We start from the raw sequence: 21,496 nt of genomic DNA on the forward strand, positions 1-21,496 counted from the left end.
GGACCACAACGGCTCGCAGCGGTTGCTCATCCCGACCGCAACAAAACCACCAACGCCCCGGCCCCGCCCTCCGCAGGCCGCGCCTGCACAAAGGCCATCACCTCGTTCTTCTGCACCAGCCAGCGCAGAACGCGCTGCTTGAGCACCGGGGTGCGCCCCGGTGAGCCCAGGCCTTTGCCGTGCACCACGCGCACGCAGCGCAGCCCGGCCTGGTGGGCGTCGCGGATGAAGCGGCCCAGGGCTTCTCGGGCTTCGTCGGTGCGCAGGCCGTGCAGGTCGATCTGGCGCTGGATGCTCCAGCGGCCTTCGCGCAGCTTGCGCACCACCTCGGGCCCCAGCCCGGGGCGCCGGAAGCTCATCTGTTCGTCGGTGTGCAACAGGGTCTCGATGTCGAACTCGTCGGACAGGGCCTCGCGCATCACGGCCGCTTCGTCGCGCTGTCGCTGCACCGGCACAGGTTCTACCGGTGCGCGGTGCGGCGTGGCGCGGCCGCCCGGGCGTGCGGGAACCGGTTGCACCGGGCCCACGGCCAGTTCGAACAGCTTGTGTTCGCGTTCGCGCCGCAGCGCCGCGAGGCGCTCGGCTTCGCGCTGGGCGGCTTCGCGCGCGGCCTGTTCGGCCAAGGCGTGCTTGAGGGCCTTGAGCCCGGCCAGCGTGTTCACTTTCATGGTGGGTCATTGTGACCCAGCACGCACCGCTCAGCGGCCGGGCGCGGCCTTCACACCAGGCCTTGCTCGGCCATGGACGCGGCGCTGTGGCGCGTAACGATGAAGTGGTCGAGCACGCGCACGTCCACCAGCGCCAGGGCGCTGCGCAAGGTGCTGGTGAGGTCGATGTCGGCGCGCGAGGGCTGGGCCACACCGCTGGGGTGGTTGTGCGCGAGCACCACGGCCGAGGCGTGGTGGTGCAGGGCGCGCAGCACGATTTCGCGCGGGTAGACGCTGGCCTGCGTGAGCGTGCCGCGAAACAGTTCTTCGAGCGCGATCAGGCGGTTCTGGCTGTCCAGGAACAGCACGGCGAACACCTCGTGCGGCTTGCCACCGAGCTGCAGTTGCAGGTAGTCGCGCACCGCCTGCGGGCTGTCGAACACCTGGCGTTGCCGCAGCTCCTGCGCGAGCGCGCGGCGGGCCAGTTCCAGCACGGCCACCACCTCCGCGCGTTTGGCGGGCCCCAGGCCCTTGATCTGTTTGAGCGCGTCGGCACCCGTGTGCAGCAGGCCGGCGACGCCGCCGAAGCGCTCCAGCAGTTCCTGCGCGAGCTGCAGCACGTGTTTGCCGGCGATGCCGGTGCGCAACAGCAAGGCGAGCAGTTCGCCGTCGCTGAGGGCGCCGGGGCCGCGCGCGAGCAGCTTCTCGCGCGGGCGTGAATCGGCGGGCAGGCCCTTGAGCCCGGGTGTGACAAGGCCATCCATGTGTTTTCCTCCCTGATGCCGCCCGCTTTTTACAATACGGGGTGTTGCGGTACCCCCGCCCGTTGTCCTTTTCACGCATTTGCGCACGCCATGCCCCACGTCCAAGAAGGTTCTTTCCTCACCCTGCACTACCGCATGTCCGGTCCGGGGGGGCAGGTGATCATCGACACCTTCGCCGGCCAGCCGGCCACGCTCAGCCTCGGTGCGGGCGAGCTGTCGCCCGCGATCGAACAGCGCCTGCTGGGGTTGGAGGAGGGCACGCGCACCGTGATCGAACTGGCCGAAGGCGAGGCCTTTGGCGAGCGCCAGCCCGAAATGGTGCAGTGGGTGGCGCGCAAGCTGCTCAACGAGTTGGGCGACCCGCACGAGCAGTACGCGGCGGGTGACGTGGTGCAGTTCCCAACGCCTGATGGGCTGGGCAGCTACGCGGGCGCGGCGGTGGAGGTGCGGGAAGACGGCGCGGTGCTGTTCGACTTCAACCACCCGCTGGCCGGACAGCCGGTGCGCTTCGAAGTTCAGTTGATTGGAGTGCTCTGATGACCGTGTCCCAGGAGATCATCCTCGCCGAGCCGCGCGGCTTCTGCGCCGGCGTGGACCGCGCGATCGAGATCGTCGAGCGCGCGCTGGTCAAGTTCGGCCGGCCGATCTACGTGCGCCACGAGATCGTGCACAACACCTATGTGGTGAACGACCTCAAGGCCAAGGGCGCGATCTTCATCGAGGAGCTGGCCGACGTGCCGGCCGGCGCGACGCTGGTGTTCTCCGCCCACGGCGTGAGCAAGGCGATCCAGGACGAGGCGAAGCAGCGCGGCTTCCACATTTTCGACGCCACCTGCCCGCTGGTGACCAAGGTGCATGTGGAGGTGGCCAAGCTGCACCGCGAGGGCTACGAATTCATCATGATCGGCCACAAGGGCCACCCCGAGGTGGAAGGCACCATGGGCCAGCTCGACAGCGGCATTCATCTGGTGGAAGACGTGGAAGACGTGGCGCGTGTGGCGCCGGCGCAGACGGAGAAGCTCGCCGTGGTGACGCAGACCACCTTGTCGGTGGACGACGCGGCCGAGATCCTGGCTGCGGTGAAAACGCGCTTTCCGAGCGTGCGCGAACCCAAGCAGCAGGACATCTGCTACGCCACGCAGAACCGTCAGGACGCCGTGAAGCTGCTGAGCCCGCAGGTGGACATCGTGATCGTGGTGGGCAGCCCGACCAGCTCCAACAGCAACCGCCTGCGCGAACTCGCGGTGAAGCTGGGCACGCCCAGTCACATGGTGGACGGCGCCGACGAACTCCAGGCCGAGTGGTTCGAGGGAAAGCACCGCGTGGGCCTGACGGCCGGTGCCTCGGCGCCCGAGATCCTGGTGCGCCAGGTGATCGAGCGCATCAAGGCGCTGGGCGCGATTTCCGTGCGCACCATGGACGGCCTGACCGAGACCATCAAGTTCCCGCTGCCCAAGGGCCTGAAGATCGAGGGCGAGGGCGCCCAGCCGCTGCAGCACCTGCGCTGATCGCCGCTGCGGTCCCGCGCGCCCGGGCCGGGCGCAAACCTACAATCGCCGCATGCTAGACATCGTTCAACTGAGAAAAGACCTCGACGGGGTCGTGGCGCGCCTGCAGACCCGCAAGCAGCCGCAGCCCTACCTGGATGTGCCCGCCTACCAGGCGCTGGAGTCCGAGCGCAAGGCGCTGCAGACCCGCACCGAGGAGCTGCAGAGCCAGCGAAACACGCTGAGCAAGCAGATCGGCATGTTCAAGGGCAAGGGCCAGCACGCCGAGGCCGACGCGGCCATGGTGCAGGTGGCGGCCTTCAAGGCCGAGCTGGAGGCCTCTGCCGCGCGGTTGGACGTGATCCAGTCCGAACTGCAGACCCTGCTGCTGGCCGTGCCCAACCTGCCGCACGAGAGTGTGCCGGTGGGCAGCGACGAGAACTCCAACGTCGAGCTGCGCCGCTGGGGCACGCCGCGCAGCTTTGACTTCGAACTGCGCGACCACGTCGACATCGGTGCGGGGCTCGGCCTGGATTTCGACACCGGCACCAAGCTGGCCGGCTCGCGCTTCACCTTCATGCGCGGCCCCATTGCCCGCCTGCACCGCGCCCTCGCGCAGTTCATGCTGGACGTGCAGACGCAGGAGCACGGCTACACCGAGTGCTACACGCCCTACATCGTGAACGCGGAGACGCTGCACGGCACCGGCCAGTTGCCCAAGTTCGAGGGCGACCTGTTCGCGGTGAAGAAGGGCGGGCAGGAGGGCGAGGAAGTGCCCGACACCCAGGCCCTGTACCTGATTCCCACCAGCGAAGTGACGCTGACCAACACCGTGCGCGGCACCGTGCTGGCCGAGAGCGATCTGCCCATCAAGCTTACCGCGCACACGCCTTGCTTCCGCTCCGAAGCCGGCAGCGCAGGGCGCGACACGCGCGGCATGATCCGCCAGCACCAGTTCGACAAGGTCGAGATGGTGCAGATCGTCCACCCCGAAAAGAGCTACGAGGCACTGGAAGACATGACCGGCCACGCCGAGGCCGTGCTGCAGAAACTCGGCCTGCCGTACCGTGTGATGGCGCTGTGCACCGGCGACATGGGTTTTGGCGCCAGCAAGACGCACGACCTGGAGGTGTGGGTGCCGGCTCAGGGAACCTACCGCGAAATCAGCTCGGTCTCCAACTGCGAGGCCTTCCAGGCGCGGCGCCTGCAGGCGCGTTTCAAGAACGCGCAGGGCAAGAACGAACTCGTGCACACCCTCAACGGTTCCGGCCTGGCGGTCGGCCGGGCGCTGGTGGCGGTGCTGGAGAACTACCAGAACGCCGACGGCAGCGTGACCGTGCCCGAGGTGTTGCGGCCCTACATGGGTGGGCTGGATCGGCTGGCGCCCGCATGAATGCGCCCGTCCGACGCACGACTGCGGATCGGCTGCGCAAGGCGGTCAGGGACCCGCGCTCCATCCTCATCAAGATTCTCCAGAAGGGCATCGACAGCCTTCGGGGGTATTCATACGACTTCCATAAGAACGGCGAGAAGGAGTTGCTGTCGAAGCTCGCTGCGCTGAATCCCTCGGTGGTGTTCGACGTCGGATGCAATGTGGGCGAGTGGTCGCAGACCGCCATCCGCCATTTTCCGAACGCACGCATCCACTGCTTCGAGCTGTCCGACAGCACCTTCAAGACACTGTCCGAGAACCTCAAGGGGCCGAACTTCGTGCTCAACAACATGGGCATGGGCGACAAGGACGCGGTGGTCGAATACAAGGACTACGGTGACAACTCCAAGGTCAACACGCTGCTGGTGGACGCCACCTACCACGACCGCAAAATCGAATTCAAGATGAAGCGCTCGACCATCCGCTCGGGCGACAGCTACTGCGCGGAAAAGGGCATCGAGGCCATCGACTTCCTGAAGATCGACGTGGAAGGCGCCGACCACCTGGTGCTGGAGGGTTTTTCCGGCCTCCTGCAGAAGAAGGCTGTGCGCGTGATCCAGTTCGAATACGGCTACACCCACGGCGACGCGAAGTTCCTGATGCGCGACTTCCACCGTCTGTTTGCGCAACACGGCTACGTCGTGGGTCGTGTACAGAAGGGCGGTATCGAGTTCGAGGATTGGAACTACAAGCAGAACGACTTCCGCTCAGGACCGAACTATGTGGCCGTGCGCGCGGACGACGCGGACTTGATCACGCGGCTGAAACAGCGCTGACGCCGTCCAGTTCGGAGCCGTTCAAGCCAGCTTCAGGAGCCTGGACCGGTGCCAACGAGACCGGCTGCAACCCGAGAGGCCTCGCGGCCGGGGAAGGCTGTGTATCGGGGTGACCCTTTGTGCACAGAGACTTCCACCGCTTTGTAGGAGGGTTGGCGATGACGTGTGGGGAAACGCTTGCACTGGCCTTCGTGGCAGCCACGCTGAAGTTCTCGGCAGTGCCGGCCGCAGCCTTCGAGCTGCTGTCGATGCAGCGCCGTACGGCGATCGAAGAGTGGTTGCTTGGGAAGCTGCCGCAGCTGGTCAAGGCGGTTATTGTCACGTCGGCCGTGCTGTACGTGAGCGTGGTCTTGCTGGTCAAGGCAGGTCCCTACATGCTCATCACCCTTCTGCTCTTCAACAGGGTGATCGCATGGATCGCCCTCTGGGTGTTCGATTTCGAAGGGTCGGCCACATTCATGGTCACCGTCTTTGCTTTCGTGATGCTGAGCCTCATTGCTGCGGTGTTTGAGAAGTGGTTTCTGCCCGAGGCCTGGATCCTCTCCCTGGGCTATCCGTTCGAGGCGGTATCGGCTTGGGCAAACTCCATCGCCTGGGCGGACTGGCTCCTGCCAGATTACTCTGGGAGGGAGTTCCTCGACAACTACCGTAAGGTCTTTCAGGGCGTCGAAGAATGGATGTGGGAATGGACAGCGTTCCTCTATGGCAGCTACTTCTTCCTGGCGCGCGGAGCCATGGTGCTGATGGTTGCCCTGATTCAGGTGCTTCTCGTTGCCGGCATTGTGTTTGGAACGGTTACAGCGCTAGCGATTCCCCCCTATCTGTTCATGAAGTTCTCTGACCTTGTTCGACAGAGGCTTCACATTGAAAAAGACCGAATTCCCGTGGGCGCGTTCTTCTTTTGGGCGGCAGGGGAGACGATCGAGTACGGCCTGAAAGCGCACGAGACGTTCTGGAACTGACTCAGGCCAGGCTCGCCGTCGAACCGCCCCGGGGTGGTTCATTTGTGCCGCCGAAGCTGATGCAAAGGGCATCCGACATGCCGATGAGGAGTGACATCCTCGCTCGGCCTGGACAATGCGGGAACCTGGGGTTCAGAATCTGGCGTTTCTGGCGACAAGGGGTACTTCATGCAGCGACGCGTCAACTACCTTGAGCGAGGCCGAGCCATTTCCGCGCTCCTGTATCAGCACGAGAAAGAGGTACAGGAGAAAGGGCTGCCGACGTCTCTGACGAGGGCTGCGGACGAGGCGATCTTCACTCTTGGTGCCTTGCTGGAAGAGAACCAGTTTTGGGAGGGGCTGGCCCAGCACACCTCCAATTCGGAGAACGATGCGGCTGTGATTGAGGCGCTCACATCTCACCTGCCAAATCTGCTACTGCGGCTCGGTGCGAGGGAGCCGCCACCCCTGAAGACCTTCGTGGAGAGCGCGAAAGCCCGGGCGCTCAAGGCCATACACGGCAATAGTGAGGGGACGGTGGGCGCTGCCCGTGAGGGCCTTGTCGAACTAAGAAGCCGGCTCATGGGTCTGCGGGAGATGCAGCCGGGTCCGCCCCAAGCCAAGAACTGGAAGGACTGGATGTTGCGCATGGAGCGGCTTGCCCATGGCGCCGCGACTGCCATCACCCTTGCTGGAGTGATAACCACATCGACGGGTCCTGCACAGCCGGCCAGTCTCCCTCCGTCACCGCCGATTGTGCAGCCAGCACCCGTGCAGCCGCCCTTGCCTGAACCCGCCCAACTCAAGCGGATGCTGACAACAGAGTTCATTTGGGTGTCCCTTCAGCCACCCCCAGACGAAGCTCCATAGTTTCGACGGTGTCAACTGGGCCCGGGTCGATTCAGTGCGCCATTTTTTGACCGAGGCCCTTGCGCGTGCGGGGTGAACAACGTGGGGGGAACACCAAAAACAAAGCCCTCGTAGATGGATGATCTAGAAGGGCTTTTAGCGGCCAGTTTCCTGGCGGAGAGGGTGGGATTCGAACCCACGGTACGTTGAAAACGTACACGGGATTTCGAGTCCCGCGCATTCGACCACTCTGCCACCTCTCCGTGTCCGAAGCCTGCGATTCTAGCAGGACGCTGGCGGCGAATTCCGGGCCACGAGCGGCGCGGGGCTGGTGAGACAATGCGCCACCGTTTGCCCGTTGGTTCCTCATGCTCGTCGACACCCAGCCCGCCACCTACCAGCATGTACCCGCCTCGCCTGAGGTGCGCGATCAATGGGTCAATTCGCAGCTCATTGGGGTCCTGATGGACAACATGGGACCGTCGCTGTTGGCCGCCATGTCGACGCTGCCGTTGCTGGTGTACTTCATGGCAGGGCAGACCCACACCATCGCGCTGGCGGTCTGGGCGGTGTTGATGTTGGCCGTTCTGGTGCTGCGCTACCGGCTCATCGGCATTTACCGTCTGCGCCACGACAGTCTGGAGGGCCCGCAGCGCATGGCGTTCATGCAGCGATACCAGTGGTCCTGGACCCTCATAGCCTTGCTCTGGGGTGGTCCGGTGATCCTGAGCTATCAGCAGTCGTCGCAGGCCACGCAGTTCGTGTGCGGGCTCGTGGTGCTGGGGCAGGGCCTGCTCACGCTCACCTCGTTCAGTGCCTACCTGCCGGTGTTTCGCCGCTACGCCAATGCCCTGATCCTGTCGGTGTTCGTCGGCCTGGCCTGGGGCATGCTTCTCAAGCTGAACCAGCCGGATGCGATTCAGATCAGTCTGGTGCTGATGGGGCTGCTGCTGGTGTTCTGGGGGCTGCTCACCATGGCCGGCCGCCGCCTGCACGAGGTGTACCGTGCCAGCTTCGAACTGCAGTTCTCCAACCAGGAGCTGATCGATTCGCTGACCTTGCAGACACGGGCTTCGCTGCGCGCGGTGGCCACGAAGAACCGTTTTCTGGCGTCGGCCGCTCATGACTTGCGTCAGCCGGTGCATGCGCTGAGCCTGTACGCGGACTGGCTGGCCACCGAGCCCGAAATGGCGCGCGACATCTCTCCGCGCATCCTGCAGTCCACGCGCGCGATCAACGAGTTGTTCGACTCGCTGTTCGACCTCACGCGCATCGACGCTGGCAACTACAAGGTGCGTTTGCAGCACGTGGACGTGCAGAAGCTGTTTGCCGATCTGTCCATGCAGTTCGAGCCGGTGGCCATCGGCAAGTCGCTGCGGCTGCGCACCCACGCCCGCCCCACCACGATCTGGTCAGATCCGGTGGTGCTGCGCCGCATTCTGGGCAACCTCGTGTCGAATGCCTTGCGGCACACGCACCAGGGGGGTGTTCTGCTGGCGATGCGGCACCGCGAGGACATGCTGGTGTTCGAGGTGTGGGATACGGGGGTTGGAATCGCACGCGAGCACCAGCAGGCGATCTTCCAGGAATTCTTCCGCGTGTCGCAACACCAGGGTACGGAAGACAGCCTGGGCCTGGGGCTGACGATTGTCTCCAAGCTCACATCGCTGATGGGTTACCAGCTGGCCCTGAACTCGGTGGCCAATCAGGGCAGTGTGTTTCGCGTCATGTTGCCGGAGTTCACCCAGCGCGAACCTTTGCAGGCGCAACCCACGTCGCTGGAGAATAACTCGGGCTTTTGAAAGGGCGGCGTGCTCCGGAAGGGGCAGCGCCCGCGCGTCAGAGGTCGAGCAGGCCGGCCGTGCGCGCCAGGTGGCTGGCCTGGGAGCGGCTCTTCACGTTGAGGCGGCGGAACAGGCGCCACAGATGCACCTTGACAGTGTGCTCGCTGATCTGCAGCTGCTCGGCAATGTCGCGGTTGCTCAGGCCACGGTCGAGCATCACCAGCAGCTGTTTCTGGCGCTTGGAGAGTTTGTCCGGAATGGTGGGCGCGTTCTCGTCCTCGGCTTCCTCTGCGAGAAATTCGCGCAGCACCTTGGCGATCTGGGCGGCACCGGCCGACTTCTCCACGTAGGCGTCGGCGCCCGCTTCGCGCGCCAGGTCTTCGTAGTCGGAGGAGGGGGATGCGGACAGCACGATGAGCGATGTGTCGGGCAGCATCTGCCGAACTTCACGCACGCCCGATACGCCGTTGGTGTCGGGCAGCTTCAGGTCCAGGCACACCAGTTCAGGTTCGCCATGCTCGGCAATCGCCTTGCTCACCGCCGCCAGACGTTCGAGTTCGACCACTTGCGTGGAGGCGCGCAGGCGCCGAAGCAGCATGACGACGGCTTCGCGCATGAGCGGGTGGTCGTCGATAACAAAAATACTCATGTCTGGCGTGCAGGTAATAATTGGTTTCAATGCGACAGCATATAGAGATTGTCCGTGTTTGGCGATAGCCGGCAGGACATGGAAGCAGTCGTTCTTTTTACTTTCCGGCCCGAACGCCCTGGGGTATTCGAACGGAGGGGTTCAGGATGAGCCCTGGTGCTGTCGACGGGTGTGTGGTCCACGCGCCGCAGCGGTCGTTCCCGATTGTCCTTCAAACGCCCGAGACCTGACGCGCGGGGTCATCAGGCCTTGGCGTTGGCAGCGAAGTGCCGCAACGCCTGTTCCAGTGCGCGGGGGTCACCTTGCTGCGTCAATTGGGCCTGCAGGCCGGCGAGCGCCTCGTGGCCCTGCTGTTGCAACAGCGCAATGGCCTGGGCGGCGGCCTTGCCCGACGCAAAGCCGGTGCTCTGCAGCAGCGTCGCGCCGCTGGCATCGACCAGCTTGAAGTAGAACAGCCCGTCCTCTTCGCGGTATTGCTTGAAGGCGGGCGCTACAGCCTTGGTGACCTTGGCGCTTGCCGATGCCACGGTGCTGTCAAGCCGGCGCAGGCCCACCGCCTCGCGCAGCCTTGCCGTGAAGGGCGTGGCGATGGCACGGGCCTTGTCCGCGCCGGCCTTGAGGGTTCTTTCGATGCGGGCCGGGTCCTGGATGAGCTGGTCGTACACCTCGCGCAGTGGCGCGATCTCGCGGTCCAGGCGCTCGAAAAGCATCTGCTTGGCGTCGCCCCAGGCGATGCCGTCGGCGTAGGCCTTGGCAAGCGCGGCGGTTTCGTCGGCCGAGGCGAAAGCCTGGTAGAGCTGGAACAGCGCCGAACCTTCGGTGGACTTGGGTTCACCGGGTGCGCGCGAGTCGGTCAGGATGCCCATGATGAGCTTGCGCAGCTGCTCGCGCGGCACGAACAGCGGGATGGTGTTGTCGTAGCTCTTGCTCATCTTGCGGCCGTCCAGGCCCGGCAGGGTGGCCACATGCTCCTCGATCGCGGCCTCGGGCAGCGTGAAGTGTTCGCCGTACAGGTGGTTGAAGCTGGCGGCCATGTCGCGCGCCATCTCGATGTGCTGGATCTGGTCGCGCCCCACGGGCACCTGGTGCGCGTTGAACATGAGGATGTCGGCGGCCATCAGCACGGGGTACATGAAGAGACCGGCGGTCACGCCCGCGTCCGGATCTTCCCCCGCGGCATTGTTCTTGTCCACCGCGGCTTTGTAGGCGTGCGCGCGGTTGAGCACGCCCTTGCCCGTGACGCAGGTGAGCAGCCAGGTGAGTTCGGGAATCTCGGGGATGTCGGACTGGCGGTAGAAGGTCACGCGCTCGGGGTCGAGCCCGCAGGCCAGCCAGGTCGCGGCGATTTCCAGCGTGGAGCGCTGCACCCGCGCGGGCTCGCCCACCTTGATGAGCGCGTGGTAGTCGGCCAGGAAGTAGAAGCTCTCCACTTCGGCCAGGCGGCTGGCGCGCACGGTGGGGCGGATGGCGCCGACGTAGTTGCCCAGGTGGGGCGTGCCCGAGGTGGTGATGCCGGTAAGGACGCGTTGGGTTTTCATGGGGACGGGATCAGAGCAGCAGCAGGCGAATGGGGGTGAGCAGCGCCTCGATGGCGCTGCCGGTGAGCATCATGAGCGGGCGCAGCCACAGGTTGCCGACCACGCCGGAAATCACCAGGGCCATGACGATGAAGAAGCCCCAGGGTTCCACGCGCGAGACCAGTTCGGCCTGCTTCCAGGGTAACAGGCCGACCAGAATGCGGCCGCCGTCCAGCGGGGGCAGCGGAAACAGGTTGAAGGCGAACATCACGAGGTTGACCAGCAGGCCTGCCTGGCACATCTTCAGAAAAAATTCCTCCTCGACGCCGCTGGCGAGCAACACATAGAACAGTACGCTCCATCCGATGGCCTGCACCAGGTTGGCGCCCGGGCCGGCCAGGGCCACCCAGATCATGTCGCGCTTGGGGTTGCGCAGCCGGCCGAAATTCACCGGCACCGGTTTGGCATAGCCAAACAGGAACGCTCCCGAGGTGGCGAAATACAGCAGCAGCGGCATCGCGATCGTGCCCAGCGGGTCGATGTGCCTGACCGGGTTGAGCGTGATGCGCCCCATCATCTCGGCGGTGTTGTCGCCGTAGTGCTTCGCCGCGTAGCCGTGCGCCGCCTCGTGCAGCGTGATGGCGAACAGCACCGGGATGGCGTAGAGGGTGACGGTTTGAACGATCTGGGCGAGGTCCATGGGGCGGGCGCTGAAAGCAAACGCGTATTGTCCCAGACGGCGCGCGGGCGCCGCCTGCCGGTCTCAGAGGCCCAGGCGGGCGAGCGCGCCCTGGCCGGTGCGCAGCACCTCGGGCTCGCCGCCCGTGCCCATGGGGGTGAGGTCGATCACGGTGGTGGGTTCCAGCGCGCAGGCGCCGGCGTCGATCACGCCCGCCAGGTCGTGTTCCAGGCGGTCGCGGATGTCGTGCGCGTCGTTCAGCGGATCGGTCTCATCGGGCAGGATCAGCGTGGTGGCCAGCAGCGGTGCGTCGTGCTGCTCCAGCAGGGCTTGCAGCGTGCGGTGTTCGGGCACGCGCAGACCGATGGTCTTGCGCGACGGGTGGCTCACGCGGCGCGGCACTTCCTTGCTGGCCTCCAGGATGAAGGTATACGGGCCGGGTGTGGCGAGCTTGAGCAGGCGGTATTGCCGGTTGTCCACTTTTGCGTAGCTCGCGAGCTCGCTCAGGTCGCGGCAGAGCAGCGTGAGGTGGTGGTTGTCGTCCACCTGGCGGATGCGCCGCAGGCGGTCGGCAGCGGCCTTGTCGTCCAGGTGGCAGACCAGGGCGTAGCTCGAATCGGTGGGCACGGCCAGCACGCCGCCGCGTTCGAGCAGTTGCACGGCCTGCTTCAACAGCCTCGGTTGCGGATTGTCGGGGTGGACTTCGAAGAACTGGGACATGGCGCCATTGTCAGGCTTCAGGCTGCTCCACCGGCAGGCGCCGGTCGCGCGCGGTGAGCCAGCTGGCGGTGGCGCCGCACAGCACGATCAGCACGATGCCGATGAGTTCGAGCTGCCCCGCGACATGGCCGAACACCAGCCAGCCACAGAACATGGCAAAACCGATCTGGCCATACAGGTACGGGGTGAGCGTGGAGGCCTGCGTGCGCGCGAACGCCAGGATCAGCAGGAAATGGCCGATCGTTCCCATGAGACCGATCAGGCACAACAGCGCAAAGGTGGTGGTGTCGGGAATCGCCTGCCAGACCAGCGGCAAAGCCAGGCTGGCCAGCAGGGCCCCGACCCAGCCGGTGTAGAAATGCATGGTCATCGGGTCTTCGGTGCGTGCCATCTTGCTGGTGAGAATCTGAAACCACGCATAGGTGAACACCATCACCAGCGGCAGCAGGCTGGCCCAGCCGATCACATCGCCCCCGGGTTGCACCACCAGCAGGGCACCGGTGAAGCCGCCGGCCACCAGCACCCAGCGCGGCCAGGTGACGCGCTCGCGCAGGAACAGGGCGGCCAGCAGCGTGACCACCAGCGGCGTGATCATCACGATGGCGGTGAACTCGCCCACCGGCATGTACTGCAAGGCCACGAACGACAGCGCGCTGACCGTCAGCAGCAGGCTGCCACGCAGCAGCTGGAAGCGCGGGTGCGCCGTGCGCACCAGACTGCGTCCGCGCAGGGGCAGCATGACGGCCGTGACCACGATGGCATGGAACACGTAGCGGAACCAGACCGCCATGAGCACCGGCACGAAAGCGCCGACGTACTTCACCGTGGTGTCGAGCACGGCAAAGCAGGCTGTGGCGAGCACCAGGAATCCAATGCCCAGTGCCGCCTGGGCGGGCTGGTAGTGCGCCGGGGTCGCCATCACAGAAGGATGCGCGGCTGCAGCAGCTCCCACACCGGCGTGACGCTGCCGGGCAGGTAGGGCAGGCTGCCCAGGTCGGTGTGGCTTTCCTCGGGGCTGTGGAAATCGCTGCCGCGGGAGGCGAGCAGGTCGAATTCCTGGCAGAAGCCCGCGTATTTCACGTAGTCGGCCTGGCCATGGGCACCGGTCATAACCTCCACGCCCTGGCCGCCATGGGCCTTGAACTCGGTGAACAGTGCGTATTCCTCGGTGGCGGTGAACTTGTAGCGGCCCGGGTGGGCCACCACCGCCACGCCGCCAGCGCCCGTGATCCAGCTCACCGCATCACCCAGCGTGGCCCAGCGGTGCGGCACGAAGCCGGGTTTGCCTTCGGTGATGTACTTGCGAAACACCTCGCTGATGTCCTTGCACACGCCGATCTCGACCAGGTAGCGCGCGAAATGCGAACGCGAGATCAGATCCGGGTTGCCGACGAACTTCAGCGCACCTTCGTACACGCCGGGAATGCCCACGCGTGCGAGGTCATCGCTCATCTCGCGCGCGCGCTGCTCGCGTCCGCCTCGCGTGGCCGCCAGCCCCGCCAGCAGGGTGGAGTTGGTGTGGTCCATGCCCAGGCCCACGATGTGCACCGTGACGCCCGCGAAAGTGACCGAGACCTCGACGCCGGTGAGGTAGGGCAGCCCCGCGTCGCGCGCGGCCGCGATGGCGCGGTCCTGGCCGCCGAGCTCGTCATGGTCGGTCAGGGCCCAGAGCTCCACGCCGTTGCTCCGGGCGCGCTGCGCAAGCGCCTCGGGCGTGAGCGTGCCATCCGAGACGACGGAGTGGCAGTGCAGGTCGACGTTGATCATGGGGGTCACCGCGTCATTGTAGGTTTGGGCGGCTTGCCTTGCCGGCGTGCGGCTATCCGGTGTTTCTCAGGCCCGCCGCGATGCCGTTGATCGAGATGTGGATGCCGCGTTTCACGCGGTCGTCTGCGCCAGCCCGCTGCTCGCCCGCGCGGTGGCGCCGCACCAGCTCCACCTGCAGGTGGTGCAAGGGGTCGATGTACGGGAAGCGATGGCGGATCGAACGCTGCAGCGCAGCGTTGTTCACCAGGCGCTGTTTCACACCGGTGATCAGCGCCAGCGCGTCGGCGGTGCGCCGCCATTCGGCCTCGATGGCCTTGAACACCTGGTTGCGCAGGCGCCTGTCGGGCACCAGTTCGGCGTAACGCGACGCGAGCGCCAGGTCGCTCTTGGCCAGCACCATGTCCATGTTGGAGAGCAGGGTGCTGAAGAACGGCCATTGCTTCACCATCTTCTGCAGCAAGGCCTTCTGCGCGGCCACGCCCCTGGGGCCGTCGCGGTGCAGGAAGGTGTGCACGGCCGAACCGAAGCCGTACCAGCCCGGCAGCGTGAGGCGGCACTGGCCCCAGCTGAAGCCCCAGGGGATGGCGCGCAGGTCCTCGATCTTCTGCGTGGCTTTGCGCGAAGCCGGACGCGAACCGATGTTGAGTTCGGCGATTTCGCGGATCGGCGTGGCGGCAAAGAAGTACTCGGCGAAGCGCGGGGTGTCGTAGACCAGCGCGCGGTAGGCGGCCATGCTCGCGCGCGAGAGCTCGTCGGCCGCGGCCAGGAAGGCCTTGGGTGCGGCGCGTGTGGCCTGCAGCAGCGTGGCCTCCAGCGTGGCCGCCACCAGCGTTTCCAGGTTGCGCCGGCCGATCTCGGGGTTGGCGTACTTGGAGCCGATCACCTCGCCCTGTTCGGTCAGCCGGATCTGGCCGCGCACCGTGCCCGGGGGCTGCGCCAGGATGGCCTGGAAGCTCGGGCCGCCGCCGCGACCGACGGTGCCGCCCCTGCCATGGAACATTCGCAGGCGTATGCCCCCACGCTCCCCCGCTGCGCGAGGTCCGCTGCCCCCCGAGGGGACTGATTCGCCTTGGGGCGGCCCGGCGGCGAATCGTCCTTCTTCGGCGTTGAGCTCGTCAAAAAGTTTGACCAGCGCGGTCTCGGCGCGGTACAGCTCCCAGTTGCTGGTGAAGATGCCGCCGTCCTTGTTGCTGTCGGAGTAGCCCAGCATGATGTCCTGCTCGCTGTAGCCATCGGCGGCGCCGCGCTGGACCATGGCCCGCACACCGGGCAGGGCGTAGTAGTCGCGCATGATGGGCGCGGCATTGCGCAGGTCCTCGATGGTTTCGAACAGGGGCACCACGATCAGGTCGCATACCGCGTCGTCGTTCAGCGTGCCGCGCATCAGGCCGGTTTCCTTCTGCAGCAGCAGCACTTCCAGCAGGTCGCTCACCGTCTCGGTGTGGCTGATGATGGCGTGGCGGATCGCCTGCGCGCCGAAACGCGCGCGTCCGCTGCGCGCCGTCTCGAAGATGGCCAGTTCCCCCTGCGTGTGCGCGGAGTAGCCCGCGCCCGGCACGCGCAAGGGGCGCGCATCGTCGAGCTGGCGCAACAGCACGGCTTGCTTGCCGGCTTCGTCGAGCCGCGAGTAATCTGACTCGATGCGCGCGACAGCGAGCAACTCGGCCACTACCTCCTCGTGTTTGTCGGAGCTTTGCCGCAGGTCGACGGTGGCGAGGTGAAAACCAAACACCTGCACCGCGCGCATCAGCGGCTGCAGCCGCGCGCGCGCCAGCGCGGCGCCGTGGTGCGCCTTGAGCGATTCCTCGATGGTGCGCAGGTCGTCGAGCAGTTCCCCCGCATGGGTGTAGGGGTCCTGCGGCGCCACCGCGTGGCGCGCCGCGTCGCCACCCGTCAGCACCTTGAGCGTGGCCGCCAGGCGCGCGTACATGCCGGTGAGGGCGCGCCGGTAGGGCTCGTCCTGGCGATGGGCGTTGGTGTCGGGCGAACGCTCCGCGAGCGCTTGCATGGCGGGGCTCACGCGGGCCAGCATGGCCGAGACCGAGAGCTCCGCGCCCAGGTGGTGCAGCTGCGTGAGGTGGTGGCGCAGCACCATCTCGGCCTGGCTGTGCAGCGCCAGCTCGAGCGTAGGCGCGGTCACGTTGGGGTTGCCATCGCGGTCGCCGCCGATCCACTGGCCCATGCGCAGAAAGGGCGCGACGGTGGCATCGCCTTCGGCGTCGCCCAGGCCTTCCTCCAGTTCGCGGTAGAGGCGCGGGATCTGCGTGAGGAAGGTGGCTTCGTAGTAGCTCAGCGCGTTCTCGATCTCGTCGGCGACGGTGAGCTTGGTGAAACGCAGCAGGCGGGTCTGCCAGAGCTGGGTGACGCGCGCGCGGATCTGGGCCTCGTTGTCGGCGCGCTCGCGTGGCAGGCGCTGCGGGTCGTCGCGTTCGGCGAGCAGTCGCGCGATCGCGCGCTCGGCATCGAGGATGCTCTTGCGCTGCACCTCGGTCGGGTGCGCGGTGAGCACCGGCGATATGTGGCTGCACGCCAGCGTGCGAACCACCTCGGCCGGCGCGATGCCCGCCGCGCGCAGGCGCTCCAGCGTGCGTGCCAGGCTGCCTTCCTGCAGGTCGCCTGCGCGCTCGTGCACCGCGCGGCGACGGATGTGGTGCCGGTCCTCGGCCAGGTTGGCCAAGTGGCTGAAGTAGGTGAAGGCGCGGATCACGCTCACCGTCTGGTCGCCGCTGAGTCCCTTGAGGAGCTTCTTGAGCGCCTTGTCGGCCGACTGGTCGGCGTGGCGGCGGAATGCCACCGAGAGGCGGCGGATCTGTTCGATCAGTTCGAAGGCGGCTCGGCCTTCCTGCTCGCGGATCACATCACCCAGGATGCGGCCAAGCAGCCGGATGTCATCGATCAGAGGCTGGTCCTTGTCGGCCCGTCCGGCGCTCTTCGATGGGGAGGATGCGGTGGCGGATCGGACAGGGTTTCGGCTCATGTCGGGGCGGTGGTGTGCTGCAGGCCGGCGGGATGCGGGCAAGCGGGGCATGCTAGCATCCCGAGCGCTTTGCCAGGTTACCAGCCGGGTACCTGGCATACCGCGCGGCGCGGCCCTTCGCGCCCCATCTCGCCGACCCCGAATGCGTCCTTCTCCCTCACCCTTGTCTATCACCATCGCGACGCGCGAAAGCCGGCTGGCCCTGTGGCAGGCCGAACATGTCAAGGCGCTGCTCGAAGGCCTGGGCCACCGCGTCACCCTGCTGGGCATGACGACCCTGGGCGACCAGATCCTGGACCGGAGCCTCTCCAAGGTGGGCGGCAAGGGCCTGTTCGTGAAAGAGCTGGAACTGGCGCTGCAAGACGGTCGTGCCGACATCGCCGTGCACTCGCTCAAAGACGTGCCGATGGATCTGCCCACGGGGTTTGCGCTCGCCTGCGTGATGGAGCGTGAGGACCCGCGCGATGCCTGGGTGTCGACGCACTGCGCCGGCCTGGCCGACCTGCCCGCGAAGGCGGTGGTCGGTACCTCCAGCCTGCGCCGCCAGGTGCTGCTGCGCGAGTCGCTGGATCGGCTCGGGCGTGACGACGTGCGCATCGAACCCCTGCGCGGCAACCTTGACACGCGTTTGCGCAAGCTCGACGAGGGCGGTTACCACGCGATCGTGCTCGCCGCCGCCGGGCTCAAGCGGCTGGGCCTGGATGCGCGCATCCGCCACGTGTTCGATGCCACCGAGTCCTTGCCGGCGGCGGGCCAGGGCGCGCTCGGCATCGAGGTGCGGGCGGACCGCACGGACCTGATCGCCGCGCTGGCGCCTCTGGTGCACCAGCCCACGTGGATGCGGGTGGCGGCCGAACGCACGGTGTCGCGTGCCATGGGGGGCAGTTGCTCCATGCCGCTCGCCGCGTACGCCGACTGGCTGCCCGAGGGCGGTCTCTCGCTTGACGCCGCCTGGGGCGACACCGAGGGCGTGCAGCCGGTGGTTCGCGCCAGCGGCAGCGCCCCTGTGGCCACCCTGGATCAGGCCGAGGCACTCGGCCAGCGCGTGGCCGCTGCGTTGCGCGCGGCGGGCGCGGTGCCGCCGCCACCCGCCGCAGGGGCCTGATCTTGGGCGGCAGCGGCGCCAGGACCGCCGGAGCCATCCGCCTGGAGCGGCTCGTGGTCACGCGGCCAGCACCCGAAGCGGCCATCTGGGTGAACGCCCTGCGTGAACAGGGCTGGCCCGCGCACGCACTGCCACTGATACAGATCACCGAACCCCACTCGCCCGATGACCTCGCCTCGCTGCAGCACTGGCGCCGGCACTGGGCGCAGGCCGACGCCATCCTGTTCGTCAGCACGGCGGCAGTGCAGCACTTCTTCGCCCAGGGCGTGGACGTGACAGCAGCGACCCGCTGCAGCACGCGCTTCTGGGCGCCCGGTCCGGGCACCGCGCGCCAGCTCGCACGGGCCCTTGAGGCGCTGGGTCTGCCCGCTTCGCACATCGATGCGCCCGACGACGACGCCGGGCAGTTCGATTCCGAGCACCTCTGGCCCAAGGTGCGCTCGCAGGTGGGGCCTGGCCGCGTGGTGCTGATCGTGCGCGGTGCTTCTTCCCTGGGGTTGCCACCCGCCGATCCATCGGGCGTGCCTGGCAACGGCCGCAACTGGCTGATCGAACAATGCGTGGCCGCGGGCGCCCAGGTGCAGGGCTGCGTGGCCTACGCGCGGCAGGTGCCGGTGCTCTCGGCGCCCGAGCAAGCCTGGGTTGATGCCGCCACCGGCGACGACAGCGCCTGGCTGTTCAGCAGTTCCGAAGCGCTGCTGCCACTGCTGGCCTTGCAGCCTCCCCGGGATTGGGCACGCGCGGGCGCGCTGGTCACGCACCCGCGCATTGCCGACGCCGCGCGACGGGCCGGCTTTGCACACGTGGTGCAGACCCGACCCACGCTGTCTGACGTGGTGCGGGCTCTAGAATCGGGCTGGACCCGACCATGAGCGCAGATACCCCCGATCCCTCGCCTCTCACGACCCCAGCACCTGCACCTGCCCTGCCCCCGGCGCCCGTGAACGCGCGCCGCGCTGGCATGGGCCTGGTGGCCTGGCTGGCCCTGCTCGTTGCCGTGCTCGCGCTCGTGGTGACCGGCCTGCTCTGGCAGAAGCTGGGATTCACCCAGCAGGAACTGGCGCGCCGCAGCCAGGACACCAATGCCCAGGCGGTGGAGGCGCGCACACTGGCCGCGCAGGCCGAGGCCCTGACGCAGGAACTGCAGGCGCGGCTGGCGGTGGCGGAACTGCGCCTGTCCGAGGTCAGCCTGCAGCGCAGCCAGCTGGAAGAACTGATGCTCTCGCTGTCGCGCTCGCGCGACGACAACCTGGTGCAGGACCTCGAGTCCGCACTGCGCCTGGCACAGCAGCAGGCGCAGCTCACGGGCAGCGCGCAGCCCCTGGTGTCGGCGCTGCAGGCGGCCGACCAGCGCATCGCGCGCGCCGCGCAACCCCGCCTGAATCCGGTGCAGCGCGCGATTGCGCGCGACATCCGGCGCATTCAGGGGGCGTCGCTTGCCGACATACCCGCACTCGTCCTGCAGCTGGATGAACTGGCCCGGCAGGTGGACGAATGGCCGCTGCTGAACCAGGTCGGTCAGCGTGCTGCCGCCACGCCTGCGGGCAAGGCCAGGGCCGCCCGCGCCGCACCCGCACCTGAAGGCGCTGCAGCGCAGCCGGTGGAACCCGCGCTGGACGTGGGCGACAAGGCTCCGCAGACCGACGAAGGCGTCAGCCTGAACTGGGAGAGCTTCTCGAACAACTGGAACGCGTTCTGGTCGCGCCTGTGGGCCGATGTGTCGAGCAGCGGCCGCGAGCTCGTGCGCGTGAGCCGCATCGACCGGCCCGAGGCCGTGCTCCTCGCGCCCGACCAGGCACTGTTCATGCGCGAGAACCTCAAGCTGCGGCTGCTCAATGCCCGCCTGGGCCTGCTCGCCCGCCACCTGCAGGCCAGCCAGGCTGACCTGGCAGCCGTGGAGGCCGCGCTGGCACGCTACTTCGACAGCACCGCGCCGCGCGTGAGCGGTGCGCAGGGGACGCTGGCGCGGCTGCGCAAGGACCTCGTGGACAACGATCTCCCACGCCCCGACGAAACCCTCACGGCGCTGGCTGCCGCCGCGGGAGGGCGCTGATGGCAGGCAGATCCGGTGGTGCCATGCGCAGTGTGTTCTGGTTGCTGGGCCTGGCCGCTCTGGCGGTGGCGCTGGCCCTGCTCGTGGGACACAACGAGGCCACGCTCACCCTGTTCTGGCCACCGTACCGTTTCGACGCGTCCTTCAATTTCGTTGCCTTCTGCCTGATCGCGGGCTTTGTGCTGGTGCACGCGGCGCTGCGCGCCATCTCGGTGCTGCGCGAGCTGCCGGCACAGGCCAAGCGCTGGCGCAGCCAACAGGTCGAACGCTCGGTGGTTGCCTCGGTCATGGATGCGCTGTCCCACCAGCTTGCGGGCCGTTTCGTGCGCGCCCAATCGGCCGCTCAGCAGGCGCTGGACCAGTTGCGCAACGTGCCCAAAGGCCACTGGCCCCGGCGCGACCAGCTCCAGCTGCTGGCCCACCTGCTGCTGGCGGAGGCTGCGCAGTCCCTGCAGAACCGCGAGCGGCGTGACGAGAACCTGCAGGCCGCTCTGAGCCCCGAGCTCTCGAGCAGCGTGCCCGAAGCGCACGAAGGCGCGCTGCTGCGCGCCGTGCACTGGGCCGTGGAGGACCGCGATCCCGACGCCGCGCGCGCGCGGCTGGCCGAGTTGCCCCAGGGCGCCAGCCGCCGCATCCAGGCGCTGCGCCTGCGGTTGCGCATCGCGCGCCTGGGCGGAGCAACCGCGGAGGCCCTGGAGACCGCACGCCTGCTGGCCAAACACCGCGCCTTTTCGCCGGACGCCTCGCGCAGCATCGTGCGCGGCCTGGCGCTCGATGCCCTGCGTGAAGCGCACGACCTCGCGCAACTCGACGCATTCTGGGGCAGTCTGGATGCCAGCGAACGCGCCATGCCCGAGCTGGCGCTGGCTGCCGCGCGGCGTGCCAATCAGCTCGTGGCCGGCGAGCCCGATCGCGAAGACGGCCACGCTCGTGCGCGGACCTGGCTGGAGCCGCTGTGGGCGGAGTACGAGACGCTGGTGCCGGCGCAGCAGCGCCTGATGGTGCTGGCGCTGGAGCCGGGCCTGGCCGGCATGGACGCCGCAGGCCTGGCGCGGCTGGAACAGCTGCAGCGTCAGTCGCCGCAGAACGGCTACCTGCAGTACCTGACGGGGCAGGCCTGCATGCAGCGCCAGCTCTGGGGCAAGGCGGCACAGTTGCTGGGCATGGCCAGCCACAGCCTGTCCGATCCCGCGCTGTTGCGCCGCACCTGGCGCGCCCTGGCCTTGCTGGCCGAGGAGCGCGAGGACGACGCGGCGGCGCGCGCGGCGTGGAAGCAGGCCGCGCTGCTGGACTGAGCTCCCAAAGAAAAAGCCGGTCGAATCCGACCGGCTTCTCTTGCTCTCCTGCGG

The 21,496-nt window shown here is 67.3% G+C and carries 20 protein-coding genes and 1 tRNA gene; 11 read left to right on the forward strand and 10 right to left on the reverse strand.

What is annotated here, in order from left to right:
* Positions 1–26: 26 nt before the first annotated feature.
* Together AB7P10_RS00810 and radC are read right to left on the reverse strand one after the other, a co-directional pair.
* Positions 27–668, reverse strand: a complete 642-nt coding sequence (locus AB7P10_RS00810; protein ID WP_428291932.1) for a Smr/MutS family protein — start codon at positions 666–668, stop codon at positions 27–29.
* A 50-nt stretch (positions 669–718) separates the two neighbouring features.
* Positions 719–1,411 carry a RadC family protein gene (radC, locus tag AB7P10_RS00815; RefSeq protein ID WP_428291933.1) on the reverse strand — a complete coding sequence of 231 codons (693 nt, stop codon included), beginning with the start codon at positions 1,409–1,411 and terminating at the stop codon, positions 719–721.
* Between the two features lie 90 nt (positions 1,412–1,501).
* Between radC and AB7P10_RS00820 the strand changes: the two genes are divergently transcribed.
* The 6 genes from AB7P10_RS00820 to AB7P10_RS00845 all read left to right on the forward strand — a co-directional run bounded on the left by AB7P10_RS00820 (position 1,502) and on the right by AB7P10_RS00845 (position 6,917).
* Positions 1,502–1,948 (forward strand): FKBP-type peptidyl-prolyl cis-trans isomerase, encoded by a 447-nt coding sequence (locus tag AB7P10_RS00820; protein WP_428291934.1) that lies wholly within the window; start codon positions 1,502–1,504, stop codon positions 1,946–1,948.
* Positions 1,948–2,919 (forward strand): 4-hydroxy-3-methylbut-2-enyl diphosphate reductase, encoded by a 972-nt coding sequence (gene ispH, locus AB7P10_RS00825; protein ID WP_428291935.1) that lies wholly within the window; start codon positions 1,948–1,950, stop codon positions 2,917–2,919. Before AB7P10_RS00820 ends, ispH begins: the two co-directional genes overlap by 1 nt.
* A gap of 52 nt (positions 2,920–2,971) precedes the next feature.
* The gene (serS, locus tag AB7P10_RS00830; protein WP_428291936.1) at positions 2,972–4,291 is read left to right on the forward strand and encodes a serine--tRNA ligase; all 1,320 of its coding nucleotides are present in this window, start codon (positions 2,972–2,974) and stop codon (positions 4,289–4,291) included.
* Positions 4,288–5,106, forward strand: a complete 819-nt coding sequence (locus tag AB7P10_RS00835) for an FkbM family methyltransferase (protein ID WP_428291937.1) — start codon at positions 4,288–4,290, stop codon at positions 5,104–5,106. The genes serS and AB7P10_RS00835 overlap by 4 nt, the downstream gene beginning before the upstream one ends.
* A gap of 191 nt (positions 5,107–5,297) precedes the next feature.
* A complete protein-coding gene (locus AB7P10_RS00840) occupies positions 5,298–6,068 on the forward strand; it encodes a hypothetical protein (RefSeq protein ID WP_428291938.1) in 771 nt (256 codons plus the stop codon).
* Between the two features lie 168 nt (positions 6,069–6,236).
* Positions 6,237–6,917, forward strand: a complete 681-nt coding sequence (locus AB7P10_RS00845; RefSeq protein WP_428291939.1) for a hypothetical protein — start codon at positions 6,237–6,239, stop codon at positions 6,915–6,917.
* A 151-nt stretch (positions 6,918–7,068) separates the two neighbouring features.
* On the opposite strand, the gene AB7P10_RS00850 is transcribed toward AB7P10_RS00845, so the two are convergent.
* A tRNA-Ser gene (locus tag AB7P10_RS00850) sits at positions 7,069–7,159 on the reverse strand.
* Between the two features lie 105 nt (positions 7,160–7,264).
* Here AB7P10_RS00850 and AB7P10_RS00855 point away from each other — a divergent pair.
* A complete protein-coding gene (locus AB7P10_RS00855; protein ID WP_428291940.1) occupies positions 7,265–8,698 on the forward strand; it encodes a sensor histidine kinase in 1,434 nt (477 codons plus the stop codon).
* 37 nt (positions 8,699–8,735) lie between these two features.
* On the opposite strand, the gene AB7P10_RS00860 is transcribed toward AB7P10_RS00855, so the two are convergent.
* From AB7P10_RS00860 to ppc, 7 genes are all read right to left on the reverse strand, one after another.
* Complete coding sequence (locus AB7P10_RS00860; RefSeq protein ID WP_297655908.1) at positions 8,736–9,329, reverse strand: LuxR C-terminal-related transcriptional regulator; 594 nt, start codon at positions 9,327–9,329, stop codon at positions 8,736–8,738.
* Between the two features lie 242 nt (positions 9,330–9,571).
* Entirely contained in the window at positions 9,572–10,867 is a 1,296-nt protein-coding gene (locus AB7P10_RS00865; RefSeq protein WP_428291941.1) for a tryptophan--tRNA ligase, read from the reverse strand.
* 10 nt (positions 10,868–10,877) lie between these two features.
* Positions 10,878–11,546: a site-2 protease family protein gene (locus tag AB7P10_RS00870; RefSeq protein WP_428291942.1), complete on the reverse strand. Its 669-nt coding sequence runs from the start codon at positions 11,544–11,546 to the stop codon at positions 10,878–10,880.
* A 63-nt stretch (positions 11,547–11,609) separates the two neighbouring features.
* Entirely contained in the window at positions 11,610–12,245 is a 636-nt protein-coding gene (locus AB7P10_RS00875) for an L-threonylcarbamoyladenylate synthase (protein WP_428291943.1), read from the reverse strand.
* Between the two features lie 10 nt (positions 12,246–12,255).
* On the reverse strand, positions 12,256–13,164 hold the full coding sequence (locus AB7P10_RS00880) for a DMT family transporter (RefSeq protein ID WP_428291944.1): 909 nt from the start codon (positions 13,162–13,164) through the stop codon (positions 12,256–12,258).
* A complete protein-coding gene (locus AB7P10_RS00885) occupies positions 13,164–14,012 on the reverse strand; it encodes a 3',5'-nucleoside bisphosphate phosphatase (RefSeq protein ID WP_428291945.1) in 849 nt (282 codons plus the stop codon). Before AB7P10_RS00885 ends, AB7P10_RS00880 begins: the two co-directional genes overlap by 1 nt.
* Before the next feature lie 52 nt (positions 14,013–14,064).
* The gene (gene ppc, locus AB7P10_RS00890; protein ID WP_428291946.1) at positions 14,065–16,989 is read right to left on the reverse strand and encodes a phosphoenolpyruvate carboxylase; all 2,925 of its coding nucleotides are present in this window, start codon (positions 16,987–16,989) and stop codon (positions 14,065–14,067) included.
* Positions 16,990–17,131: 142 nt separating this feature from the next.
* On the opposite strand from ppc, the gene hemC reads away from it, so the two are divergent.
* Genes hemC through AB7P10_RS00910 form a run of 4 tightly spaced genes read left to right on the forward strand, consistent with a single transcriptional unit; the run spans position 17,132 to position 21,442 of the window.
* Positions 17,132–18,094 (forward strand): hydroxymethylbilane synthase, encoded by a 963-nt coding sequence (gene hemC, locus AB7P10_RS00895; protein WP_428291947.1) that lies wholly within the window; start codon positions 17,132–17,134, stop codon positions 18,092–18,094.
* A gap of 2 nt (positions 18,095–18,096) precedes the next feature.
* On the forward strand, positions 18,097–18,966 hold the full coding sequence (locus tag AB7P10_RS00900) for a uroporphyrinogen-III synthase (RefSeq protein ID WP_428291948.1): 870 nt from the start codon (positions 18,097–18,099) through the stop codon (positions 18,964–18,966).
* Complete coding sequence (locus AB7P10_RS00905; protein ID WP_428291949.1) at positions 18,963–20,147, forward strand: uroporphyrinogen-III C-methyltransferase; 1,185 nt, start codon at positions 18,963–18,965, stop codon at positions 20,145–20,147. Before AB7P10_RS00900 ends, AB7P10_RS00905 begins: the two co-directional genes overlap by 4 nt.
* Positions 20,147–21,442, forward strand: a complete 1,296-nt coding sequence (locus AB7P10_RS00910) for a heme biosynthesis HemY N-terminal domain-containing protein (RefSeq protein WP_428291950.1) — start codon at positions 20,147–20,149, stop codon at positions 21,440–21,442. The genes AB7P10_RS00905 and AB7P10_RS00910 overlap by 1 nt, the downstream gene beginning before the upstream one ends.
* Positions 21,443–21,496: the final 54 nt, after the last annotated feature.

This window comes from Hydrogenophaga sp. (genome assembly GCF_050182545.1).
Lineage (GTDB): Bacteria > Pseudomonadota > Gammaproteobacteria > Burkholderiales > Burkholderiaceae_C > Hydrogenophaga.

Bases quoted from the DNA above. Each gene is read 5' to 3' on its own strand.
- AB7P10_RS00870 (WP_428291942.1), bottom strand. From the start codon at position 11,546: ATGGACCTCGCCCAGATCGTTCAAACCGTCACCCTCTACGCCATCCCG.
- AB7P10_RS00845 (WP_428291939.1), top strand. From the start codon at position 6,237: ATGCAGCGACGCGTCAACTACCTTGAGCGAGGCCGAGCCATTTCCGCG.
- ispH (WP_428291935.1), top strand. From the start codon at position 1,948: ATGACCGTGTCCCAGGAGATCATCCTCGCCGAGCCGCGCGGCTTCTGC.
- AB7P10_RS00860 (WP_297655908.1), bottom strand. From the start codon at position 9,329: ATGAGTATTTTTGTTATCGACGACCACCCGCTCATGCGCGAAGCCGTC.
- AB7P10_RS00865 (WP_428291941.1), bottom strand. From the start codon at position 10,867: ATGAAAACCCAACGCGTCCTTACCGGCATCACCACCTCGGGCACGCCC.
- AB7P10_RS00905 (WP_428291949.1), top strand. From the start codon at position 18,963: ATGAGCGCAGATACCCCCGATCCCTCGCCTCTCACGACCCCAGCACCT.
- ppc (WP_428291946.1), bottom strand. From the start codon at position 16,989: ATGAGCCGAAACCCTGTCCGATCCGCCACCGCATCCTCCCCATCGAAG.
- radC (WP_428291933.1), bottom strand. From the start codon at position 1,411: ATGGATGGCCTTGTCACACCCGGGCTCAAGGGCCTGCCCGCCGATTCA.
- AB7P10_RS00820 (WP_428291934.1), top strand. From the start codon at position 1,502: ATGCCCCACGTCCAAGAAGGTTCTTTCCTCACCCTGCACTACCGCATG.
- serS (WP_428291936.1), top strand. From the start codon at position 2,972: ATGCTAGACATCGTTCAACTGAGAAAAGACCTCGACGGGGTCGTGGCG.
- AB7P10_RS00810 (WP_428291932.1), bottom strand. From the start codon at position 668: ATGAAAGTGAACACGCTGGCCGGGCTCAAGGCCCTCAAGCACGCCTTG.
- AB7P10_RS00875 (WP_428291943.1), bottom strand. From the start codon at position 12,245: ATGTCCCAGTTCTTCGAAGTCCACCCCGACAATCCGCAACCGAGGCTG.
- hemC (WP_428291947.1), top strand. From the start codon at position 17,132: ATGCGTCCTTCTCCCTCACCCTTGTCTATCACCATCGCGACGCGCGAA.
- AB7P10_RS00880 (WP_428291944.1), bottom strand. From the start codon at position 13,164: ATGGCGACCCCGGCGCACTACCAGCCCGCCCAGGCGGCACTGGGCATT.
- AB7P10_RS00910 (WP_428291950.1), top strand. From the start codon at position 20,147: ATGGCAGGCAGATCCGGTGGTGCCATGCGCAGTGTGTTCTGGTTGCTG.
- AB7P10_RS00885 (WP_428291945.1), bottom strand. From the start codon at position 14,012: ATGATCAACGTCGACCTGCACTGCCACTCCGTCGTCTCGGATGGCACG.
- AB7P10_RS00835 (WP_428291937.1), top strand. From the start codon at position 4,288: ATGAATGCGCCCGTCCGACGCACGACTGCGGATCGGCTGCGCAAGGCG.
- AB7P10_RS00855 (WP_428291940.1), top strand. From the start codon at position 7,265: ATGCTCGTCGACACCCAGCCCGCCACCTACCAGCATGTACCCGCCTCG.